The organism is Longimicrobium sp., assembly GCF_036399255.1.
Classification (GTDB): domain Bacteria; phylum Gemmatimonadota; class Gemmatimonadetes; order Longimicrobiales; family Longimicrobiaceae; genus Longimicrobium.
The window spans coordinates 51,047-72,049 of record NZ_DASWNM010000042.1 but is presented as its reverse complement, the minus strand read 5'-3'; the positions used below and the strand labels follow the sequence as shown (position 1 = coordinate 72,049).

The window sequence follows — 21,003 nt, the reverse complement described above, 5'->3', positions numbered from 1 at the left end:
TCACCCTCCCCCGCGCTGTTTGCGGGGGAGGGCCGGGGAGGGGGGCGCCGGCCGCTCGCGCAAAACCGTCCGAAGCACACCGCCGTCCGCCCCACACCCAACCTCCCCCAGCAGTTTTGGGGGAGGTGGGCGAGTCATGCGAGCCCGGAGGGGGCGCCCGCCCCTCGCGCCGAACCTTCGATGCGCCGCCTACTCCTCCGCCGGGCGGAAGTCCACCAGCCGCGCCTGGACGGTGGTGCGGCCGTTGTAGTGGTTCTCTTCCAGCTTGAACGCCACGTCCATCAGTCCGCCCCCAAAGCCGGGCTCCTGCGCGCGCTCGCCCATTCCGAAGCCGATGGCCTCGAGCGTGGAGCCGTACGCGGCCAGCGTCATCTTCAGGTGCCCCTGCCCCACGATCCTGTGCTGCGCGATGGCCACGCTGCGCGCCATGAACACCGGCGTGGCGTTCCCCGCGCCAAAGGGGCCGGCGTGCCGCAGCATCCGCACCAGCTCGTGGTCTGCGTGCCGCAGCTCCATCTCCAGGTCGATGCGCACCTCGGGGACCAGGTCGTCCTCGGAGAGCACGGAGCGCGCGCGGGCGTTGAACGCCTCGCGAAAGCCATCCACCCGGTCCGCGCGGATGGAGCACCCCGCCGCCATCCGGTGCCCGCCAAAGCGGACGAGGTGCTCCGAGCAGTCGCGGATGGCGTCGTACAGGTGAAAGCCGGGAATCGACCGCGCGCTCCCCTTCCCCTCCCCCGTGGCGGCGTCCAGCGCGATCATCACCGTGGGGCGATGCAGCCGCTCCACCAGCCGCGAGGCGACGATCCCGATCACCCCGGGGTGCCACCCCTCCGACGCCAGCACCAGCCCGTAGTCGCGGTCCGGATCGTACGTCTGCTCCAGGTCCGCGAGGGCTTCCTTGACCGTCTGCCCCTCCACCGTCTGCCGCCAGCGGTTCTCGGCCTCCAGCGTGTGGGCGATGTCCTCCGCCTCGCGCGGGTCGTCGGTCAGCAGCAGGCGCACGCCGCGCAGCGCCTCGCCCATCCGCCCCACGGCGTTGATGCGCGGCGCCAGGACGAATCCCACCTGCGCGGCGGTGATCTCGGCCTTGTCCGCCAGCCCGGTGACGCGAAGGAGCGCGCGAAGGCCCACGTTGGGCGTCTCGCGCAGCACCTTGAGGCCCCAGCGCACCATCGCGCGGTTCTCGCCCCGGAGCGGCGCGATGTCGGCGATGGTGGCGACGGCGACCAGGTCAAGGAAGCTGAACAGGCGCTCGCGCGGAAAGCCGATCTCTTCCGCCAGCGCGCAGCACACCTTCCACGCCACGCCCACGCCCGCCAGCCCCTTGTCGGGATACGCGCAGTCGTGCCGGTTGGGGTTGACGACGGCGACGGCGTCGGGGAGGTCCGGCCCCGGCGTGTGGTGGTCGGTGACGATGACGTCGATGCCCGCCGCGCGCGCCTGCCGCACCGCGTCGTGCGCCACGATCCCGCAGTCGCAGGTCAGGATCAGCTTGGCGCCGATCTCGACCGCCGCGCGCACCCCCGCCTCGGACAGGTCGTAGCCGTCCACCAGCCGCCGGGGGACGAAGGGCTCGGCCCTGGCGCCCATCATCCGCAGCGCGCGGACGTACAGGGCGGTGGAGCAGATGCCGTCCACGTCGTAGTCGCCGTGCACCAGCACCGTCTCGCCGGCGGCGATGGCCTGGCGCAGCCGCGCGACGGCGTGGGCCATGCCGGCCAGCTGGGCGGGGGCGTGGATGTGCCCCTCGGTGGGACGCAGAAAGCCGCGCGCGGCGTCGGACTGCCCGTAGCCGCGGTGCACCAGCAGCCGGCACAGCGTGGGCGGCAGGCGCAGCTCGCGGCACAGGCGTTCTACGGCGGCGTGGTCGGGCGCGGGGGGAAAGACCCAGCGGCGTGCGGCGGCAAGCAGGGACGGCATGCGCACAAAGTTGTACGCGCGCCGCCGGACGGGCAAGCCACACCCGCCAGCCGCCACCGTGCGGATGCCGCGGTCAGCGCCCGAAGATGTACACGGCGATGGCGGCCACGACGAGGAGGCACAGCACCAGCGTCACCACCTGCGCCGCGCTGCGCCCGGGGCCGGGAACGGGCTCCTTCTGGTGCGGGACGGGCTGCGAGCCTCCGTCGAACGGCGGCTCCTTGCGGTCTTCGGCCACGGCGGTCTTCCCCTGGGGATCGGGCACGGGTGGATGGCGATCGACGATCGGGCGGGGGAACTCGCAACGCGCATGCCCGGCTTGCTCCCGTGCGGCGGCGCGCTACCTTTGCCGGCGTGCCGCATCCATCCATCCCGATCGATTTCGCCGACGACCATGCCTTGGAAGACGCCGTATCTGGAAACCCCGCAGGTGATCGTGCGCCCGGCGCAGACGGAGGACGTGCCGCACATCGTGCGCTACTTCGACGACAACCGCGAGCGGCTGGCGCCCTCGCGCCCGCTGGTGGGGCCGGAGTTCTTTACGCACGGGTTCTGGAACGCGCAGGTGCACGCCAACCTGGCGGAGTTCCGCGAGGGCAGGAGCGTGCGGCTGTTCATCTTCGACCGTGCCCGGCCGGAGCGGGTGGTGGGCAACGCCAACTTCACGCAGATCTTTCGCGCGCCGGCGCACTACTGCATGCTGGGGTACGGGCTGGACGGGGAGTACGAGGGGCGCGGGATGATGCGCGAGGCGCTGGAGGCGGCCATCGGGTACATGTTCGCCGAGCAGAACCTGCACCGCATCCAGGCCAACTACGTGCCCCGCAACGAGCGCAGCGGCGGGCTGCTGCGGCGGCTGGGGTTCACGGTGGAGGGGTTCGCGCGCGACTACCTGCTGCTGAACGGGCGGTGGGAGGACCACATCCTCACCAGCAAGCTGAATCCGGACTGGCGGGCGGGGTAAGGGGCGTTCGGAGGGGATTGTCCCACGGCGAGGGGCGATGCGGGTGGGCCGCCGCACGGGTTCGCGGGGACACGGCCGCCGCCACCGCCACGGGCGAAAGCCCGCGGCTAGAAATGCCATAAGCCCCGCCCAAGGCTCGCAAAGCGAGCCAGGCGGGGCTTCACCTTCTCGGGTCAGAAGGTCCGAGCCTCAGCGCAAACGTTCGGCCACATCAACCTCCCCCAGCAGTTTTGGGGGAGGTGGGCGAGTAATGCGAGCCCGGAGGGGGCGCCCCGCCGGAGCGCCCCGATCCCGCGGATGCACCCGTTCACCCGTTCACCCGTTCACCGCACCGGCGGGCTCCCGAACCGGAGGGTATCGCGCGGCGCGTTCGGATTCGGCGGCTGCGCGGCGGGCGGCGTCGGCGTCGGCGTCGGCTGGTTCACCACGGGCGGCTGCGTCTGCGCCGGCGGTCGCTGCGGCTGCGTCACCGTCGGGCGCTGGGGCTGCGGACGGGGCTGCGCCTGCACGGGCGGACGCTGCGGCTGCGCCACCGGCGGGCGCTGGGGCTGCCCCTGGACCTGCGGCTGCGCGGCCGGGGGCAGGCCCGGACGCGCGCCGGGCTGCGCGGGAAGCGGCTGCCCCGGCACGGGCTGGGCCCCGGGCGGCTGCACGCCGGTGGCGGGCGGCACGGCGACGCCCGCGCGGCGCAGCGAGTCCATGCGCACGCTGTCGCGGATCGCCGCGGAGTCCACCGGCACGGAGATGGGCAGGCCACCCAGCAGCCGCCGGAACGGCGGACCGCCCACGCGCCGCACCATCGCGGCGCGGGCGGCGGGCGGCCACCCCTGCGCCACCGTCAGCGAGGCCAGCTCGATCCAGAAGGTGTCGCGCACCACCCGCCCCGCGGCGAACTGGCCCACGCCGTCGCTGAAGGTGACCAGCGCCATCGCGCTGTCGCGCCGCACCTCGCCCGTGAACGGAAAGCCCACGCCGCCGCGCACGATCTGCCCGGCGATGGAGTCCAGCCGCTGGGTGATGATGCGCATCTCGTCGGGCGCCGTGAGCTGGTACGCCTGCTCGCGCACCAGCGTGGTGTCCTGCGGGCGAATCTCGAACCCCGCGAAGCGCCAGATGCCGCGCACCTCGGGGAGCCCCGCGCGCTGCTCCGCCGTGGGCCGCGTCAGGGGCGGCAGCGGCTGCACCTTCCCCGACGCCTCGTCACACGCACTCGCGGCCAGCACCACGCAGGCCAGCACCGCCGTCAGCCGTACTCGCACCTTGCTCCCCGTCCCGTGATTGTCGCCGGCATCCATCCGCGCGCCGGTGCGTCGCATCCTCCGTGCCCGCAACCAGATTTCCTTCAAGTTAGCGTGGACGCGGCCCGTTGACATCCCCTGGCGCCATCCGTACCTTCCAGGCCAGGAATGCCGCATGGCTCCTGCGTTTTTCGTTCACTCTGGGCCCCATCCCACCGTACCGCCCATGCCCCTGACCGCCCCCATGCGCCCGGAACAGGCGGACGCCCTGCTGCGTGACGCGCTGGAAGCCAACGGCCAGCGCTTTACGGACCAGCGTGCGGCCGTGTACCGGTTTCTTCTGGGCACCACCGACCATCCCACCGCCGACGAGGTGTTCACCGCCGTCCGCGGCGACATCACCGACATCTCGCTGGCGACGGTGTACAAGGCGCTGGAGACGCTGGTGAGCTGCAACCTGGCGGTCAAGCTGTCGTACGGCGACGACAGCGCCCGCTACGACGCGCGCACCGACGACCACTACCACTCGCGCTGTGTGCGCTGCGGCCAGGTGCGCGACGTGCACGGCCAGGTGCCCGAGCTGCTGCCGCAGATCGACCCGGGCAACGGGTTCCGCGTACAGGGCTACCGCGTGGAGGTCATCGGCCTGTGCCCCGGCTGCGCGGACTGACGCCCGGCCCGGCACGATGGATGATGGACGCTCTCCCCCCGGAGAGCGTTTTTCGTTTTCAGGAGGATGGATGAACCCTGACGCACGCGGTCCGGCGCCCCCGGTCACCCTTCCCGCCGACCCGCCGCGCGGCTTTCGCGGCGAGTGGACGGTGGACGAGGCGCGCCGCGGCGCCTTTTCCGAGCACGCCGGCATCCTGCGCGCGCTGCCGGTGGCCGTGGCGGTGCCGGCCGATGCGGACGACGTGGCGGGGCTGGCGCGGTGGGCGGCGGAGCACGGCGTCGCCCTCATCCCCCGCGCGGCGGGGACGGGGATGCCGGGCGGCAACGTGGGCCCCGGCGTGGCGGTGGACCTCCGGACGCACTTCGGCCGGGTGGGGACGGTGGATGCGGAGCGGCGGACCGCGCGCGTTCAGCCCGGCGCCACGCTGGGCGCGCTGAACCGCGCGGCGGCGGCGGACGGGCTGCAGTTTCCGGTGGATCCGTCCAGCGCGGAGCGGGCGTCGATGGGCGGCATCATCGCCAACAACTCCGGCGGGGCGCACACGGTCCGCTACGGCTCGGCGCGCGGGTGGATCCAGTCGGTGGACGTGGTGCTGGCGGACGGGACGCCCGTGACCACCACCCGCGGCGCGCGCGGCGAGCATCCGCGGCTGCGCGAGATCCTGGACCAGGTGGACGCCATCCTGGCCGAGGACCCGGTGCGGCTGGAGGCGCGCTGGCCCAGGGTGCGAAAGAACTCGTCGGGCTACGCGCTGCGCGAGTACCTGCGCTCCGGCGACGCGGTGGACCTGTTCGTCGGCAGCGAGGGAACGCTGGGAATGCTGACGGGCGCCACAGTGCGGCTGGCGCCGGTGCCGGCGGCGCGCGGGCTGGCGCTGCTGGAGTTCACCGCGCTGGAGGCGGCGGGCGCGGCGGTGCACCGCATCCTGCCCCTGCAGCCGGCCACCTGCGAGATGATCGACCGCACCTTCATCGACCTGGTGCGCGAAAGCGGAGAGGACCCCGGCTACCCGCTGCGCGCCGGCCTGGAAGCCATCCTGTTCGTGGAGATGGAGGGCGACTCGGACGCCGAGGTCGCGGGGAAGCTGGAGGCGGTGCGCGCGGCGATGGCGGGGGTGGCGGACCGCGTTTCGCTGGCCGCCGATCCACATGAGCAGGAGCGGTTCTGGCACGTGCGCCACGCCGCCAGCCCGCTGATCGCCCGGATGGCGGGCGCGCGGGTGTCGATGCAGTTCATCGAGGACGGCGTGGTGCCCGTGGACCGGCTGGCCGACTACATCCGCCTGCTGCGCGAGGTCCTGGCGCGCCACGGCCTTCCCGCCGTCATCTTTGGCCACGCGGGCGACGGCAACCTGCACGTGAACCCGCTGGTGGACATCGCGAAGCCCGGCTGGCGCGCGGAGGCGGAGTCCATCGTCTACGAGGTGGCGGAGGGCGTGGCGCGGCTGGGCGGCACCATGGCCGGTGAGCACGGCGACGGCCGCCTGCGCGCGCCCCTCCTCGAGACCATCTGGGGCCCCGAGATCACCGCAAGCTTCCGCGCGGTAAAGGACGCGTTCGATCCGCGCGGCATCCTGAACCCCGGCGTCATCCTTCCCCTTCCCGGCCAGCGCCCGCTCGATGCCATCAAGTACGGGTGATGGTGATACAAACTTCGGAAAGTGGTCTCACACAGAGTCAGCAGAGTCAGCAGAGTCAGCAGAGTAAAGTCCTGGCGAGGCGGATCGCCCTTCGCGCGCCGTAGACGTCTGGTCGAGCGAACACGTTCCAGGGCCCGTCACGGGGCACGAGAAAACTCTGCTGACCCTGCTGACTCTGTGTGAGCCCATTCTTTTGGCGGATCGGCATGATATCCTCCTCAGACCAGATCCTGAAAAAGAATGATCGTACAGAGGAACAGAGTCAGACAGAGAAAGCGGGTTGCTCTGTCTGACTCTGTTCCTCTGTACTCATGAAAGATGGGGCACGGCGTCCCCGGAACAGGCGCGGCGCGGGGAATCGGAAATCCCATGAAAGAACCCGCCCCGCCACGCTCGGGGACGCGTGGCGGGGCGGGCTGCTTCGTACGGCGCGTTCAGCCGGCGGTCACTCGAACGGCCAGGCGTAGGAGCTGCCCAGCGACGCGCTGTTCCCGCCGACCCCGCCAAAGGTGTAGCACGCAATCCCGCGCGCCTGCGCCACCCCGCACGGCACGGGAAGCTGCAGCTGCGTGCCGCGATAGTGGTCGCTCCAGCCCCGCGCCAGGAAGTACCAGGGAGCGCCGAACATCCCCTGGAACTGCGTTTCCAGGCGAAACTCCCACTTCAGCATCTCGAACAGGTTGCCGCACGCGCCGTTGGGCAGCTTGGGCACGCAGCTGGTGTTGAGCCCGGCGGCATTCGTCTGGTTCAGTCCGGCCCCGACGCGGGTGAGGTTGATGAGGTTGGCTGCCTGCGCAAGGTTGCCTGTGCGCAGGTGGCCCTCGGCCCGCAGCAGGTTGAGCTCCTCCACGGGGAACCAGGTGTACGGACCGACGGCGCTGGAGCGCCAGGCACGGAAGCGCTGGTCGGCGTAGTACGACCAGCGATGGCTGCCCCGGGCGGGCTGCCCCCAGACGGGGGGGCTGTTCGGGGCATAGAAGTACCGTCCCGGCTGGACCCGCTGCTCCGCCAGCGTAGCGCCCTGCGGAAAGCGGTTGTCCGGCGTGACGATGGTGAAGGACACGCCGCCGGGAAGCAGCGGATGCCGGTCCGCGACGGGCAGGCTGATCCACGTCTGGTACTTCCCGGACTGGTCGGCCATTCCCAGGTACTGGTAGTGCAGCTGCGACCAGCTGGGCGGCAGCGTCAGGTAGAAGCCGGCGTTGTGCTCCCAGTCGAACCAGTCGATCTGCATGTCGTAATCGCTGACGATCCCGTTGCCGGCGTCCGCGATGACCTGGCTCCAGTTCACCGCCGCCCGCTCGGCGGGGGTGCGGGCCACGTTGGCGCGCAGCCGCGCCTTGAACGAGTACGCCAGCCGGCGCAGGTCCTGGCTGGACAGCGGGTTGGACGTCCACGTGGACGGGATTTCGAAGCTGCCCTGCTGCGTGAGCAGAATGGCCTCGTCCAGGTACGCCAGCGCGGCGTTCATCACCTGGTGGTAGGAGTGGAGCTGCGCCGTGGCGGGATCCTGTGTTTCGTCCAGGATCAGCCCCTGGTCATAGAGCAGCGCCACGTTCCCCAGGTGCAGCCCCAGCATGAACCTGGAGAATGCCCGTGCGCGCAGGTCCGGCCAGGATCCCGCCGCCTCGTACCCCTCGCGCAGCGCGGCGATGCCGTCGTAGCTCCCCGTCCAGGCGTGTGCCCAGTTGAGGTAGTACTGCTGGGCCGCATCGTTCTGGATGGCGGTGCGCGGGTACTCCGAGTACTGGTACATCCCCCAGTTGGTGGCCCACGCGCTGTGCTGAAACGACTGCACGCTCAGAATCATCCCCACCGAGCCCACCTGCGTCTCGGTGTTCCACCAGCGCCGGTACGACTCCCGCAGCCGGTCCTCCGCGAACCGCTCCACCGAAAGCCCTTCCGTCTCCATGGTCGCGGCGACCCCGCCGTAAACGCCCACGATGGTGAAGGCCCCCTCGGCGGAAACCTCGAGCAGGCCCCCGGGTCCGATCCGGGCCACGGTGGGGGCCGTTACGCCCCAGATGACCTGGGGGTCCGGCACCTCGTCGCCGTCGGCGTCGCGCACGATGGCGCGCACCTGGACCGTGCGCCCCACGATGGGCGGCGCGGCGAGCGGCACGATCTCGATGGTGTAGCTGGAGATGACGATGTCGATGGCCTGCGAGCCGTTGAGCGGCTCCAGCCGCAGCGAAATGGCGGCGTTGGTCCCCGGGCGCACCGCCGTCGCCACCTGGCCCCGGTGCGTCTCCGTTCCCCCGGCGTCGTACAGGTGCCCCGAGAACACGCGGCTGGATCCCACGGGCACGTCCACGCTGCCGCTGGCCACGCCGTCCACCACGGGAAGGTTGAAGACCAGCGGCTCGCCGATGCCGGGGCCGGTCACCTGTACCACGAGCGTCGCCGCCGATACGGACGCCGTGGCGTTCAGCAGCAGCCGGGCGTGCCCCTCGGGAACGCCGCCCGGCTCGACGGGCGTGTCCGTGCAGCCGGCCAGCAGCAGCAGCGCGCCGGCCAGGACGCGCGCAAAGAGGTTTCTTCGCATCAACCTACTCCTGCACCGTGAGCTCGGCCCCGGCCGCGACGCCGCGGAAGGTCGCCACGATGCGGGCGGTGCCGGGGGCGTGCGCGGTAACGGTGCCGGTGGCGCTTACCGACGCGATGGTGGGCACGCTCGACGCCCAGGTGATCTGGGGATTGGGGACGGCGACGCCGTTGTCGCTGGCCGCCGCGGCGTAGAGGCTGGTTCCGCCCACCGGCAGCGTCGCCGGCCCCGGCGTAAGCGTGACGGTCACGGCGCCCACAGTCACGGTGACCGTCGCGGCGCTGGTGAGCGCCGACAGGGTGACGGCCAGCGACAGTGCCTGTCCGGACTGCACGGAGGCCGTCTTTTCGCCCTGGTAGATCAGGATTCCCGCGGCGTCGTAACCCCGCACCACGAAGCGGCGGTCGGCGCCCGCGGGAACCTCGATGCTCCCCGTGGCCGTCGCGCCCGACAGCGTGAGGTTGGCCATCAGGGGCTCCGCGATCCCGGGCCCGGTCACCTGCAGCGTGAGCGCGGAGATCGTTGCGCTGGTGACGCTCACCTGGATGGAGAGCGTGGCGTTTTCGGGGCGTGTGACGCGCGACGGCTCGCAGCCCGCCAGCAGGATGGCGAAAAATGAAGTGGCGGCAATGTACAATGCTCGCATGATGCTCTCCGCGAAATCGAGGGAGTGGAGTTGAGGAAGACGACGAGCGGATACGAGGGGGCCGGGAGGCCCGGGAGGGACAGCCTTGTCCGCAAGCAAGCTACTTTTGCCCGTTGCGCGGGGCAAGCATTCCCGTTGTCCACCCGGAGAGAGTGCGGAAACCTCATGTTCGCGAGAGTGTGTTCAAGAATCCCCTGCGCTCGCGCCCGTATGTCATTTCGAAGGAGGCGCCACACCGCATCATCGGCTCGCACGAAATCCTGCGCGCCGACTTAGAAATCTACTGTCTGCCGCTGGTGCCCCGCTGCACCGCTCCGGCACTGGCCCTGTCCGCCCGTGTCGTAGCCGCGAAGCAGGCACGGCTACCGCGTCTGCCCTCCAGCAATCCGACAGGGGATTCCTCGGCCCTGCAGCCTCTGGTGTGAAGGCAGGCTGCGGCGTGGCCGGGCCTCGGAATGACAGCGCTGGCAGATCTGCCTGGATGTGCAGCGTCGGACCGATGGAACCCGCGCGGCTCCCGGCACTCGAAAGCCCCGTTCCGCGAGCGCCAGCGAGCGGAGACGGGGCTTGTCGCTTTCCCAGCAGCGGGTTCACCCGCTCATCCACCTGCGCATCCGGCGACTCATCCCGCCCCGCTCAATCTCCCGACATCCACTCGTTCACCTCGGCGTAGGGAATGGCTTCGTCGGCGAAGCGGAAGGTGCCGTGCTCGCGGATTTCGCGGGCGGCGCGGACCAGGCCGCCGAGCGCCGCGCGGCTCAGCGCCGACCCCAGGCTGATGCGCTTTACGCCCAGCTCCGCCAGCGCGTCCACGCTCAGCGTGCCGCCCTTGAGCCCCATCACCACGTTCACCGGCCGGGCGACGGACGCGCAGACGGTGCGGATGTCCTCGGGGCGGGTGATCCCCGGCGCGAACAGGGCGTCGGCGCCCACGGCCTCGAACGCCTGCAGGCGGCGGATGGTGTCGTCCAGGTCCGGGCGCCCGTGCAGAAAGTTTTCCGCCCGGCCCACCAGGACGAAGGGGAACGGAAAGGCACGCGCCGCCTCGACCGCCGCGGCCATCCGCTCCACGGCGTGGTGCAAATCGTAGATGGGACGCTCCGGATCGCCCGAGGCGTCCTCGATGGACCCGCCGACCAGCCCCGCCTCCCCGGCCAGGCGGATGGTCTCGGCCGCCGCTTCCGGCGTGTGTCCGAAGCCGTTCTCCAGGTCCGCCGCGACCGGCAGCTCCGTCGCCTCCACGATGGCCTTCGCGTTCGCGAGCGTCGCATCCCGCCCCGCCTCGCCGTCGCGGCGGCCCAGGGCAAAGGCCAGCCCGGCGCTGGTGGTGGTGAGCGCCGAAAAGCCCAGCGCCGCCAGGATGCGCGCCGTGCCCGCGTCCCACGGGTTGGGGATGACGAACGCGCCCGGCTGGGCGTGCAGGGCCTGGAACCGCTCGGCTTTCTGGGCTTGCGTGGCGCGCATCTTCATCCCCGGTGCGTTGAAGCTGCTTTCGTTCGGAATCACTCGTCCCCGTCCGAGACGCGCTCCGCGATCATCCCCATCAGCGTTTCGCGGTCGTTGAGCGACGGGTCGTCGGTGACGCGCTCCAGCAGGTCGCGCAGGATCTCGCCGTACAGCGGGCCGGGGGGAATGCCCAGCGCCCGCAGCTCCGCCCCGCCGATCGCCAAGCCGCCGATCTCCAGCGGCGCCTCGCGTGCCAGCTCCCGCCGCGCGCGGCTCCACAGCGCGCGCGTCTCCGCCAGCCGCGGATCGGCCTCCGACCGCGCGCGCAGGTCGGCGATGCGCAGGCGGAACAGGTCGTTCACGTATTCGCGGCCGATGCGGCGCAGCCAGCGGCGCAGATCCGGCTCCGCCGCGTCGGGCGCGGGAAAGCCGGCGTGCTGCGCCACCAGGTGCACCGCGCGGTCGATCTCGGCGTTGCTGAACTTGAGCCGCTTCATCAGCCGGTGCGCGAGCGCGGCCCCGGCCGAGGCGTGGTCCGATGGATCGGCCGCCTTGCCTGCGTCGTGCAGCAGCGCGGGAATGCGCAGCCCGGCGCGGTGCTTCGATACCTGGTCGGCGGTGCGCAGCAGGTGCGTCCACACGTCCCCGTCCCCATCCGCCACCCCCACGCACGCCTGCAGCTCGGGATAGAGGTGCGCCAGCGCGCCGCAGTCCGCGTACAGTCGCAGCGAGACGGAGGGCGGCTCCACCTGCCGCAGCACCTTCAGCAACTCTTCGCGCACGCGCTCGGCGGACAGGTGCACCAGCTCCGGCGCGGCCTCCCGGGCGGCCCGCCACGTGGCGTCGTCGATGCGCATCCCGAAGCGCCCGGCAAAGCGCAGTGCGCGGAGAACACGCAGCCGGTCCTCGCGAAAGCGCTCCGCCGGGTCGCCCACGGTGCGCAGGATGCCGTCGCGCAGGTCGGGGACGCCGCCGTGCGGGTCGCGCAGCTCGTGCGTGAGCGGATGCCAGGCGACGGCGTTGATGGTGAAGTCGCGGCGCTGCAGGTCGTCGTCCACCCGGTCGGCGAAGATGACGCGGGCGTGGCGGCCGTCCGTCTCGACGTCGCGGCGAAAGGTGGTGACCTCGTACAGGTGGCCGTCCTTGCCCAGCACGCCCACCGTGCCGTGCGCAATGCCCACGGGCACCGTGCGCCGAAAGAGGCGGCGCACGTCGCCGGGGCGGGCGGCGGTGGTCAGGTCCCAGTCGCCCGGCCGGCCGCCCGAGAGCGCGTCGCGCACGGCGCCGCCCACCGTCCACGTGTCGAAGCCGGCGTCCCGCAGCGTACGCGCTATGCGCAGCACGTCCGGCGGCGGATGCAGGTCCACGGCTTCGGAGCCCGTAAACACCCGGGTCACGGAGGATGCGGGAGCAGGCGCGGAGCCGCCGCGCAACGTGTCGCGCGGCAACGACTTGGCGAAATCGTCATCTTGGGTTATCTTGTTTCCTTCCTCCACCCCGCCACCCTCCTCTGGGCGCCGCCGAATGACGACTGCCGACCTGCTGGACCGTTCCGCCGCCACCGACTCGTTTCACGAGGCGGTGACCCGATTTCTGCGCGACGGACGCTCCAGCGAGCGCATCGCTTTTGGACACGGGTGCCCGGGCATCAAGGTAGAGCGTGCGCTCACCAAGGTTCTGGTAGAATATCCCGGCCTTCCCATCGAATCAATCGAAGTGCGCGGCGCGTCGGGGTGCGAGTACTTTCGCGGCCGGCTGTTCGTGCGCACGGCGACGGAAGAGCGGCGCGTGGCGTTTCACTGGGACTGCAAGTGGCGCGCGGAGCAGGAAGGGTGGACGGACTGGTTCGGCTTTCCCGACCAGGGCCGCGCGGCGCGGGAGTTCGGCTGGGACTGCTTCCGCGCCTGGACCGAGGAAGAGGTGAGCCCCATCTCCGTCGCCATCGACACCGCCACCATCATCGGCGCGGGTGAAGCCGAGGCCGTCCTGGCCTGACGCACCGCGGATCCGACGGATCGAAGACGGCCGCCTCCCATCGCGGGGGCGGCCGTTTTTCATCGGGATATCCGATTCTCGGCCTGATTGTGCATTCCCCCACGGGCCGTCTCATCCTCATGGCCAGATCCTGAAAAAGAATGGTCGTACAGAGGAACAGAGTCAGACAGAGAAAGCGAGCTGAACGATCATCCGGGTGCACGATGGGCTGCGGGATTTCGGTATCATGGGGGAACGGATGCACGCGTTTCTTGTCCGGCGCGGCATGTGCGGCTACCATGCGGAGCGCGACCGCGCGACGTGCCGTCCCACCAGAGAGGTATTCAATGCGTCTTCCCCATCCCCGCCGGCTGCTTGCCCTGGTCCTCACCCTGGCCGCGGCCTCCTGCCTTCCCACCGCCGAGGACATCGAGGGCGAGCTGGAACGGCAGATTCGCTCCGTCGCCGGGCCGTGGGAGGGGACCTCGCCCACGCTCACGCTGAGCTTTCAGCTGCAGGAGGGCGCCGGCGGCGCCGTGTCGGGCAGCGGCACCATGAAGGAGTCGTCCGTGGCCGGCACGGTCCCCATCACCGTGACCGGCACCTATCAGCGTCCGCAGCTTTCGCTCACCATCAGCGGGATGAACTACGAGGGCCGCCCCGTCCAGGGCACGTTTGGGGGAAGCTACACCACCGTCGGCGGCATCACCGCCCCGCTGCGCCTCACCGGGACGGGGTACTCCAAGGACGTGACGATCCTGCTGCAGGAACGCTGACCCCGGGAGCGCCCGCCCGGGCCATCGCCCGTCCGGGAATCCGGATGCAGAACGGCGGCACCCGTGTGAGGAGTGCCGCCGTTCTGCATCCCCCGAGTTGCGGCGCATCGCGGCATCCGCGACCTTCCGTGCTCCCGGGTACGCCCGCCACTCCCCTTTCCATCCAGCCGATGCACTCGATCCACCGCCTGCGGCCCCTCGCCGCGTTCGCCTGCGCCGCGGCCGCACTCGCCGCGGCTCCGCTGGGTGCGCAGAGCGCGTCACCCTTCCAGACGCGCACGTGCCCGCTGCCCGCGGACGTTGCGGGCTACCCCGTGTGGGTAAAGGCCGCGGACGGCGCGGCGCTCGACTCCGCGTGGACGCGCGCCGCGGCGGACGCGGTGGCGCGGCGGTGGGAGCCGCCCAGCCGCCGGCGTGTCAGGCTGGCCGCCCTGAACCGCCTGCAGGGCCGCGTGCTGCCGCCCGAGCCGCGCTGGCCCGACGATTGGACGCCCTCCGCCAGCCACGTGGCGCGCGTGGAGGTTACCCTGCACCGCGGCGCCCGCCCGGGCGAGGCGTCCGTTGCGGTGCCCTCGGGCGACCGCGCCTTCGACCGCACGCTCCCGGAGCTGTTCCGCAACCCCGCGCCGGGGAGCCCGGACCTTCCGGACCTTCCCGCGGGGCTGGATTCCGTGCGGCTGGCGGTGGGGTTCGGCCTTGCGCCGGACGCGGGGGCGCAGGCGGTGCGCTTCGCCACGCAGCAGACGCCGCTGACCGTGGTGCCGGGAACGCTCGACGTGGCCCGCCCCACCGATCCGCAGCGCGCGGGCCCGCCTCTTCCCGTTACCGTGAAGTACGACGTGGACACCGAGGGGCGCGTCATCCCCCGCAGCATCGAGGTGCTGGAGGGCGGCGACCGCGCCATGAACGACGCGGTGCAGGCCGGGCTGCTGCGCGCGCGCTTCTCCGTCGCGCAGTCCAACTGCCGGCCCGTGACGCTCAGCGTGGTACAGCAGTTCGGCGGGCGGTAGCAACCGCGTTCGGGATCGATCGAAACGGCGGCACCCTCTCGAGGGTGCCGCCGTTTTTCATCTTTCAAACGAACAGGGGGACAGGTTACAGGGGACGGGGGACGGGTTGCAGGGGACGGGTGATGGCGGGGAAGTCGTCTCCGGCAGAGCGTCGTCCTGTGGAAGCGAATGACCCTGAACATTAGACAAACATTGTACAACGGTACGCCTCTTGCGCAGGGCGCGGCGCACCCGGAGCGCGGATGCGGACCGGGCGTGATACCCTCTGGACGGGAGCAACAGCATGAAGATCCGGGCGACAATCACCGCGCTGGCCGCGGCGGTCGCACTGGCGGCGCCGGCGGCCGCGCAGCAGAACATTGTACAGGTGGCGAGCGGCAACACCAACTTCGAAACGCTGGTGCAGGCGGTGCAGGCGGGCAACCTTGCGGGCGCGCTCAGCGGCGCCGGCCCCTTCACCGTCTTCGCGCCGACCGACGCGGCGTTCGACAAGCTGCCGGACGGGGCGCTGGACGGGTTGCTGGCCAACCAGTCGCAGCTGCGCAACGTGCTTACCTACCACGTGGTGCAGGGCGAGCTGACGGCGGCGGCGCTGCAGGGGCGCAGCTACGTGACGGCGCTGAACGGGGACCGCATCCCCGTGCGGGTGATGAACGGCATGGTGATGGTGGGCAACGCCACCGTGGTGCAGGCGGACGTGGACGCCAGCAACGGCGTGATCCACGCCATCGACGGCGTGCTCATGCCGCCCGAGGCGATGAACAAGTGAGGCTGGCTCTCGGGGCCGCCGCGCTGGTCCTGGCGGCGTCCCCCACCCCCGCCGGCGCGCAGCGGGGAAGCGCGCCGGTGGTGGTGGTTTCCGTGGCGGAGCGCATGCTCTGGCTGGTGGAGGACGGCGACACCGTGCTCGCCACGCCGGTGGCTGTGGGCTCGGGCGACACGCTGAGCCACCAGCGGCGCCGCTGGACCTTTCGCACCCCGCCGGGGGAACGGCGGGTGCTGCGCAAGGAGGCGGACCCGGTGTGGGTGCCGCCGCTCTGGCATTTCGTGGAGCGGGCGCGGGCGACGGGCCGCCCGCTGGTGGAGCTACGGGCGGGCCGGCCCCACCGCTTTCCCGACGGCAGCCGGGTTGAGGTGCGCTCCAACGTCGTGGGGCACCGCCTGGCGAACGGGGCGTGGATCCCGTGGGAGCCGGGACAGGAGGTGGTCATCCACGGCACCCTCTTCGTCCCGCCGCTGGGCACGGAGAACCGGCGGGTTCGCGGCGAGCTGGGCGCCTACAAGCTGGACCTGGGGGACGGCTACCTGCTGCACGGCACGCCTCACGAGGACTCATTCGGCAACGCGGTGACGCACGGCTGCATCCGCGTTCCCGACGAGGCCCTGCGCACGCTGTACGAGCGGGTGCCCGTCGGCGCGCGCGTGCTGATCCGCTGAGCCGGGTCAGCTCGGCGCGCCATCATCCGCCCGCACAAAAACGGCGGCACCCCTTCGCGAGGGTGCCGCCGCTTCTCATCCACCGGATCTCCCGGTCAGGCCGAATCCGCGAACAGAATGGGCTCACACAGAGTCAGCAGAGTGAGCAGAGTTTTCTCGTGCCGCGCGACGAGCCCTCGATCTCATCTGCTCGATCCTGACGTCCATGGCGGTGAAAGCCGGCCACCTGCCGGAGCGTTTACTCTGTTGACCCTGTTGACTCTGTGTGAGACTCGTCTTTGCCGGAGCCGGTGTGTAAGACAGCAACGCTTCCGATCTACGCGCTCACGCGCAGCCGCAGCCGGGCCTGCGCAGGCTCTGCAGCTCCAGCGCGGCCTGTTCGTCGGTCTGGCCCACCCAGCCGCCGGACAGCTCCAGCATGCGGCGCAGGGAGCGCTCGGCGCGGATGCGCACGTCCTCGTCAAGCACCAGCTCGTGCTGCCGGTGGTCCAGGCACCAGGCCAGCTTGGCCAGCGTGTTCACCTTCATGTTGCCGCAGATGGCCGCGCCCGACAGCGGCACCAGCGTCTTTTCCGGGAAGCGCGCCTTCATGCGGTCCACGATGCCGCGCTCCGTGCCGAAGATCACCTCGTCGTTCTGCTCGGCGATGTCCACCATCTTCGCCGTGGAGGCCACCACGTCGGCCTGGGCCAGCAGGTCGGCGCGGGCTTCGGGGTGAATGACGACCAGCGCGCGCGGATGCTTCTTCTTCGCGGCGGCAAGCTCGTCCATCACCAGGTCGTCGTGCACGTAGCAGTAGCCGTCCCAGGCCACGATGCTCCCCGGCTGCACCGCCCCGCCCTCGCGGCCGGCGATCACGTACGGACGTCCGCTCTTTTCGGCCGCGTACCGCGCCAGGTTGCGGTCGGGAACGAAGAGGATGGTACGGTCCGCGGGAATGGTGTTCACCACCTGCACCGCGTTGGCGCTGGTGCAGCAGATGTCGCTCTCGGCCTTGACCTCGGCGGTGGAGTTCACGTACGACACCACCACCGCGCCCGGGTACTGCGCCTTGAGCTTGCGCAGCGCGTCGCCGGTCACGAAGTCGGCCATGGGGCAGCCCGCGCGCAGGTCGGGCATCAGCACCTGCTTGTCGGGCGACAGGATCTTGGCCGTCTCGGCCATGAAGTGCACGCCGCAAAAGACGATGACGTCGGCGTCGGTGCGCGCGGCCTCCTGCGACAGCCCCAGCGAGTCGCCCAGGTAGTCGCTGACCTCCTGGATCTCCACGCGCTGGTAGTTGTGCCCCAGGATCACCGCGTTCAGCTCGGTCTTGCGGCGCCGGATGCGCTCGGCGAGCTCTTCGCGGGAAAGCCGCGCGTACTCCAGCGGCGAGCGCAGCGTATCGACGATCTGGATCAACGGCGGCCTCCGGCAGAGGGGGACGATTCTCAAGACGAGAATATCGCGAGATCGTGACGAAAAATCAAGTACAGAAGTTTCATACCTGATCTGGAGACGCTGTCATTCTGAAGGAGGCGCCGCGCAATGCTCTCCCTTGGGGTGGGCGCCTCCTCAGAATGACAGGCGTTTCCGTGATTTCGTTATACCAGACCAGACAAAACCTGTCATTCTGAGGGAGGCGCCGCGCAGTACCTTCCTTCTGCTCAGGAGCGTGGCGCCGACCGAAGAATCTTTGTCGGGAACGGCAGGATCTTTCCGTCACGATGTGTTCCCGGGCGATGCCCGGGGAAGGGTTCCGCGCGAGGGGGAGGGAGATTCTTCGGTCGCGCCACTGGCTCCGCGGTGTTCCCGAGCGCTCGGCGTGGCGCTCCCTCAGAATGACAGGCGTTTCCGCGGATTGGGCAATCAACAGGTACCAGGCGCCAAGCACGATCCTGCTGGACGCACAAAGGCCCGCGGGATGATCCCGCAGGCCTTCGACGTCACCGGACCGGCGCGTGCGTCAGACCGTGAACGAGCTTCCGCAGCCGCAGCCGCCGCTGGCGTTGGGATTGTTGAACGTGAATCCCGAGCCCTGGAAGGTCGACACGTAGTCGATCTCGGTGCCGTTCAGGTACTGCAGGCTGAAGGGGTCCACGAACATGCGGATGCCCTCGGCCTCAAGGATGATGTCGTCCTCGCCCGGCTCGTCCTCGATGTTCAGCCCGTACTGAAAGCCCGAGCAACCGCCCGGCAGTACGCCCACGCGAAGGCCGGCGCTCTCGGCGGCGCCCTGCTCCTCGATGTAGCGCCGCACCTCGGACGCGGCGGTGGGCGTAAGAAGCACGGGAACGGCCGGGGCTTCGGTCTGGGTGGTGGCGGTCTCTGCCTGCATGTTCTCCCCCGCTCTCAGGGTGTAAGCGCGGCGTGCGCGCAACTTGCTCTTGCCAAAGGACTTAGTACCCGTCCCCAACCTGCAGGTTTCGCGCCGGCCCACGGGCGGAAACAGGTGCTCCAGTCTCAAGATAATCAACCGCGCAAGGTCCGACTAGCTTTCCGTTTCCGACAGGATGAGATCGGCCGCCTGCGCAAGGGAGCGCACGGGTTTTACGAAGGGCATTCCCGCCGTGGCCTCGGCCTCCGTTTCGGGGCTGCAGACCAGGAATCCGCGTGCCCCGAAGCGCCCCGCCGCCTCCACGTCGCGGCGCCGGTCGCCCACCCACCACGAGCGCGCCAGGTCCAGCCCGTGCTCGCGCGCCGCGCGCAGGAACATCCCCGCCCCCGGCTTGCGGTCCCCGTCGGGCCCGCCGTCCCGCAGGTCCGGGCTGTGGTACTCCGCGTCCAGCCGCGCCCCGTGCCGCGCCAGCTCGTCCACCAGCCGCGCGTGCACAGCCGCGTACTGCGCCTCGGTGAAGTAGCCGCGCGCGATCCCCGACTGGTTGGTGGCCAGCACCGCGGCGAACCCCGCCGCGTTCAGCCGCGCCACCGCCTCGCCAGCCCCCGGCAGCAGCTCCACGCCCTCCGGGTCCGCCAGGTAGTGCCGGTCGAAGATCACCGTGCCGTCACGGTCCAGGAACACCGCCGGGCGAAGGGAGTGGGACATTCAGATGATCCTGTGCTAGCGGCACGTCCGAAGGAATTTCTCGTCCAGCAGGATCTGCTCGTCGCTCACCTGCCGCAAGCGGTCGGTATGCGCCTGCGCGGGAAAGTGGCACCAGATCACCTTGCGGCCGGTCGCCTGCACGGCCTCGACCGCATGAACGTAATCGGTATCCCCAGCAACCAGAATCGCCACGTCATACCGATCCGTGTGGGCGCCGACCGCCATGTCGATCGCGAGGTTCACGTCCGTCTCCTTCTCGACGTGGTGCCTGTGGGTGGTGACCTCTCCGCATTGGGGGCACCGGATGTTCTCGCGCCGCGGCTCGTTGCGGCCGAGCACGAGCTCGACAGCCCTCGCCTTCCGAAGCCGCTCGAAGAAACGCTGCTGCCTTGCATAGGTGTCGGACTGGTTACGAGGCAGCGGGGCGGTGTAGTAGCGCATTTTCACCAGAACGTACCCTCTGGCGAGTTGGCGGGCCAATGCCGGAAGGTCTACATCCGCGATGCCCGCGTTGAGCTGGGCGATGCGAAAGTTGGTGCCGTCGACAAAGATCTCCACGCGTGGCTTGCGCTGCGATTCGCTCATCGCTGCATCCGGCGAAAAGGATTGCGGGCAAAATAACGAGGGGTTGTGCACTCAGTGCACAACCCCCCGGAGTTGCGTACCCAGTACCCCGAAGGGAGTGGGCCCGTCCTTGTTCGCGCAGCGAAATCTACATCGCGGGCGTGGGCTGTCAAGCCCCTTTGGACGCTTTGTTCACTTCACCCCGCCGTGATGTTGAAGCCGGCGTCCACGTACATCGTCTCGCCGGTGATGCCGGTGGAGAGGTCCGAGGCCAGGAACAGGCAGGTGCGCCCCACCTCTTCCGTCTCCACGGTGCGCTTGAGGGGCGAGCGCTCGGCGGTGATGCGCATGAGGTCGCGGAAGTGCGCCACGCCGCGCGCCGCCAGCGTGTTGATGGCGCCCGCCGAGACGGCGTTCACGCGAATGCCGTGCTGCCCCAGGTCGACGGCCAGGTAGCGCACGCACGCCTCCAGCGACGCCTTGGCCACGCCCATCACGTTGTACCCCGGCACCGCCTTCTGCGACCCGTAGTACGTCATAGTGACGATGCTGCTGCCCTCGGCCATCAGCGGCTGCGCGGCACGGCTCAGCGCCACCAGCGAGTACGCGCTCACGTCCTGCGCCATCAGGAAGTCTTCGCGCTCCGTCTGGATGAAGGCGTTGGCCATGGCCGCCTTGGGCGCGAACGCCACCGAGTGCAGCAGAAAGTCCAGCCGCCCCCACTTCTCGCGCAGCGTGTCGAACACCGAGGCGATCTGCGCGTCGTCGCGCACGTCGAGGTCGTACAGCGGCACGTCGCCCATCTCGGCGACGGTGCGGGTGACGCGGTCGCGCATCACCTCGCCCTGGTAGGTAAAGGCGAGCTCCATCCCCGCGCTGCGCAGCGCCTGCGCGCACCCCCAGGCAATGGAGTTCTGGTTGGCGACGCCGACGACGAGGCCCTTCTTCCCCGCCAGCAGACCGGCGAGCGGCGAATTCTCGGACATGGCTTCCGTTGGCTGCGTTGGATTTTCAGTGAACCGCATTCTGATCGGCCCTACGGGCGGCTCCCCGCGACCCGCGCCGCCCCCCTCTCCCGGCCTCTCCCCACAGACCCGTGGGGAAGAGGAGAATTCGATCGCGCTCCGTCACGCCCGTTCAAGG

The 21,003-nt window shown here is 70.4% G+C and carries 21 protein-coding genes; 9 read left to right on the top strand and 12 right to left on the bottom strand.

Features of this window, described 5'->3' with window-relative positions:
* Positions 1-189: 189 nt before the first annotated feature.
* Positions 190-1,923: a single-stranded-DNA-specific exonuclease RecJ gene (gene recJ, locus VGC13_RS07305; protein ID WP_331124572.1), complete on the bottom strand. Its 1,734-nt coding sequence runs from the start codon at positions 1,921-1,923 to the stop codon at positions 190-192.
* 73 nt (positions 1,924-1,996) lie between these two features.
* Positions 1,997-2,188 carry a hypothetical protein gene (locus tag VGC13_RS07300; RefSeq protein WP_331124571.1) on the bottom strand — a complete coding sequence of 64 codons (192 nt, stop codon included), beginning with the start codon at positions 2,186-2,188 and terminating at the stop codon, positions 1,997-1,999.
* Positions 2,189-2,317: 129 nt separating this feature from the next.
* Here VGC13_RS07300 and VGC13_RS07295 point away from each other — a divergent pair, with 129 nt between their 5' ends.
* On the top strand, positions 2,318-2,887 hold the full coding sequence (locus VGC13_RS07295) for a GNAT family N-acetyltransferase (protein ID WP_331124570.1): 570 nt from the start codon (positions 2,318-2,320) through the stop codon (positions 2,885-2,887).
* Positions 2,888-3,210: 323 nt separating this feature from the next.
* Here the strand turns inward: VGC13_RS07295 and VGC13_RS07290 are convergent, their stop codons facing one another.
* The gene (locus VGC13_RS07290) at positions 3,211-4,203 is read right to left on the bottom strand and encodes a hypothetical protein (RefSeq protein ID WP_331124569.1); all 993 of its coding nucleotides are present in this window, start codon (positions 4,201-4,203) and stop codon (positions 3,211-3,213) included.
* A gap of 148 nt (positions 4,204-4,351) precedes the next feature.
* Between VGC13_RS07290 and VGC13_RS07285 the strand changes: the two genes are divergently transcribed.
* Positions 4,352-4,795 (top strand): transcriptional repressor, encoded by a 444-nt coding sequence (locus tag VGC13_RS07285; RefSeq protein ID WP_331124568.1) that lies wholly within the window; start codon positions 4,352-4,354, stop codon positions 4,793-4,795.
* Between the two features lie 70 nt (positions 4,796-4,865).
* Entirely contained in the window at positions 4,866-6,437 is a 1,572-nt protein-coding gene (locus VGC13_RS07280; protein WP_331124567.1) for an FAD-binding oxidoreductase, read from the top strand.
* Between the two features lie 445 nt (positions 6,438-6,882).
* Here VGC13_RS07280 and VGC13_RS07275 read toward each other — a convergent pair whose 3' ends face one another.
* Entirely contained in the window at positions 6,883-8,982 is a 2,100-nt protein-coding gene (locus VGC13_RS07275; protein ID WP_331124566.1) for a hypothetical protein, read from the bottom strand.
* A 4-nt stretch (positions 8,983-8,986) separates the two neighbouring features.
* Positions 8,987-9,628: an Ig-like domain-containing protein gene (locus VGC13_RS07270; protein WP_331124565.1), complete on the bottom strand. Its 642-nt coding sequence runs from the start codon at positions 9,626-9,628 to the stop codon at positions 8,987-8,989.
* Positions 9,629-9,807: 179 nt separating this feature from the next.
* Here VGC13_RS07270 and VGC13_RS07265 point away from each other — a divergent pair, with 179 nt between their 5' ends.
* Positions 9,808-10,053 (top strand): hypothetical protein, encoded by a 246-nt coding sequence (locus VGC13_RS07265; protein WP_331124564.1) that lies wholly within the window; start codon positions 9,808-9,810, stop codon positions 10,051-10,053.
* A 211-nt stretch (positions 10,054-10,264) separates the two neighbouring features.
* Here the strand turns inward: VGC13_RS07265 and VGC13_RS07260 are convergent, their stop codons facing one another.
* A complete protein-coding gene (locus VGC13_RS07260; RefSeq protein ID WP_349264190.1) occupies positions 10,265-11,098 on the bottom strand; it encodes an isocitrate lyase/phosphoenolpyruvate mutase family protein in 834 nt (277 codons plus the stop codon).
* Positions 11,099-11,130: 32 nt separating this feature from the next.
* Positions 11,131-12,471 carry a CCA tRNA nucleotidyltransferase gene (locus VGC13_RS07255; protein WP_331124562.1) on the bottom strand — a complete coding sequence of 447 codons (1,341 nt, stop codon included), beginning with the start codon at positions 12,469-12,471 and terminating at the stop codon, positions 11,131-11,133.
* 127 nt (positions 12,472-12,598) lie between these two features.
* On the opposite strand from VGC13_RS07255, the gene VGC13_RS07250 reads away from it, so the two are divergent.
* From VGC13_RS07250 to VGC13_RS07230, 5 genes are all read left to right on the top strand, one after another.
* Entirely contained in the window at positions 12,599-13,069 is a 471-nt protein-coding gene (locus tag VGC13_RS07250) for a hypothetical protein (RefSeq protein WP_331124561.1), read from the top strand.
* 326 nt (positions 13,070-13,395) lie between these two features.
* A complete protein-coding gene (locus VGC13_RS07245; RefSeq protein ID WP_331124560.1) occupies positions 13,396-13,824 on the top strand; it encodes a hypothetical protein in 429 nt (142 codons plus the stop codon).
* A 170-nt stretch (positions 13,825-13,994) separates the two neighbouring features.
* A complete protein-coding gene (locus tag VGC13_RS07240; protein ID WP_331124559.1) occupies positions 13,995-14,834 on the top strand; it encodes a hypothetical protein in 840 nt (279 codons plus the stop codon).
* 283 nt (positions 14,835-15,117) lie between these two features.
* Positions 15,118-15,603 (top strand): fasciclin domain-containing protein, encoded by a 486-nt coding sequence (locus VGC13_RS07235; RefSeq protein ID WP_331124558.1) that lies wholly within the window; start codon positions 15,118-15,120, stop codon positions 15,601-15,603.
* Positions 15,600-16,271, top strand: a complete 672-nt coding sequence (locus VGC13_RS07230) for a L,D-transpeptidase (protein ID WP_331124557.1) — start codon at positions 15,600-15,602, stop codon at positions 16,269-16,271. The genes VGC13_RS07235 and VGC13_RS07230 overlap by 4 nt, the downstream gene beginning before the upstream one ends.
* Positions 16,272-16,595: 324 nt before the next feature.
* On the opposite strand, the gene nadA is transcribed toward VGC13_RS07230, so the two are convergent.
* The 5 genes from nadA to VGC13_RS07205 form a co-directional block, all read right to left on the bottom strand.
* Complete coding sequence (gene nadA, locus VGC13_RS07225; protein ID WP_331124556.1) at positions 16,596-17,672, bottom strand: quinolinate synthase NadA; 1,077 nt, start codon at positions 17,670-17,672, stop codon at positions 16,596-16,598.
* A 544-nt stretch (positions 17,673-18,216) separates the two neighbouring features.
* Positions 18,217-18,588 carry an iron-sulfur cluster insertion protein ErpA gene (gene erpA, locus VGC13_RS07220; protein ID WP_331124555.1) on the bottom strand — a complete coding sequence of 124 codons (372 nt, stop codon included), beginning with the start codon at positions 18,586-18,588 and terminating at the stop codon, positions 18,217-18,219.
* Positions 18,589-18,741: 153 nt separating this feature from the next.
* Positions 18,742-19,296, bottom strand: a complete 555-nt coding sequence (locus VGC13_RS07215; RefSeq protein WP_331124554.1) for an HAD family hydrolase — start codon at positions 19,294-19,296, stop codon at positions 18,742-18,744.
* 15 nt (positions 19,297-19,311) lie between these two features.
* On the bottom strand, positions 19,312-19,881 hold the full coding sequence (locus tag VGC13_RS07210) for an NYN domain-containing protein (protein WP_331124553.1): 570 nt from the start codon (positions 19,879-19,881) through the stop codon (positions 19,312-19,314).
* Between the two features lie 176 nt (positions 19,882-20,057).
* Positions 20,058-20,846, bottom strand: coding sequence for an enoyl-ACP reductase (locus VGC13_RS07205; RefSeq protein WP_331124552.1), 789 nt, complete (start codon positions 20,844-20,846; stop codon positions 20,058-20,060).
* Between the last annotated feature and the right edge of the window lie 157 nt (positions 20,847-21,003).

Bases quoted from the DNA above. Each gene is read 5' to 3' on its own strand.
- VGC13_RS07295 (WP_331124570.1), top strand. From the start codon at position 2,318: ATGCCTTGGAAGACGCCGTATCTGGAAACCCCGCAGGTGATCGTGCGC.
- VGC13_RS07290 (WP_331124569.1), bottom strand. From the start codon at position 4,203: ATGCGACGCACCGGCGCGCGGATGGATGCCGGCGACAATCACGGGACG.
- erpA (WP_331124555.1), bottom strand. From the start codon at position 18,588: ATGCAGGCAGAGACCGCCACCACCCAGACCGAAGCCCCGGCCGTTCCC.
- VGC13_RS07250 (WP_331124561.1), top strand. From the start codon at position 12,599: ATGACGACTGCCGACCTGCTGGACCGTTCCGCCGCCACCGACTCGTTT.
- VGC13_RS07235 (WP_331124558.1), top strand. From the start codon at position 15,118: ATGAAGATCCGGGCGACAATCACCGCGCTGGCCGCGGCGGTCGCACTG.
- VGC13_RS07245 (WP_331124560.1), top strand. From the start codon at position 13,396: ATGCGTCTTCCCCATCCCCGCCGGCTGCTTGCCCTGGTCCTCACCCTG.
- VGC13_RS07280 (WP_331124567.1), top strand. From the start codon at position 4,866: ATGAACCCTGACGCACGCGGTCCGGCGCCCCCGGTCACCCTTCCCGCC.
- recJ (WP_331124572.1), bottom strand. From the start codon at position 1,923: ATGCCGTCCCTGCTTGCCGCCGCACGCCGCTGGGTCTTTCCCCCCGCG.
- VGC13_RS07215 (WP_331124554.1), bottom strand. From the start codon at position 19,296: ATGTCCCACTCCCTTCGCCCGGCGGTGTTCCTGGACCGTGACGGCACG.
- VGC13_RS07285 (WP_331124568.1), top strand. From the start codon at position 4,352: ATGCCCCTGACCGCCCCCATGCGCCCGGAACAGGCGGACGCCCTGCTG.
- VGC13_RS07210 (WP_331124553.1), bottom strand. From the start codon at position 19,881: ATGAGCGAATCGCAGCGCAAGCCACGCGTGGAGATCTTTGTCGACGGC.
- VGC13_RS07270 (WP_331124565.1), bottom strand. From the start codon at position 9,628: ATGCGAGCATTGTACATTGCCGCCACTTCATTTTTCGCCATCCTGCTG.
- VGC13_RS07275 (WP_331124566.1), bottom strand. From the start codon at position 8,982: ATGCGAAGAAACCTCTTTGCGCGCGTCCTGGCCGGCGCGCTGCTGCTG.
- VGC13_RS07260 (WP_349264190.1), bottom strand. From the start codon at position 11,098: ATGAAGATGCGCGCCACGCAAGCCCAGAAAGCCGAGCGGTTCCAGGCC.
- VGC13_RS07205 (WP_331124552.1), bottom strand. From the start codon at position 20,846: ATGTCCGAGAATTCGCCGCTCGCCGGTCTGCTGGCGGGGAAGAAGGGC.
- VGC13_RS07240 (WP_331124559.1), top strand. From the start codon at position 13,995: ATGCACTCGATCCACCGCCTGCGGCCCCTCGCCGCGTTCGCCTGCGCC.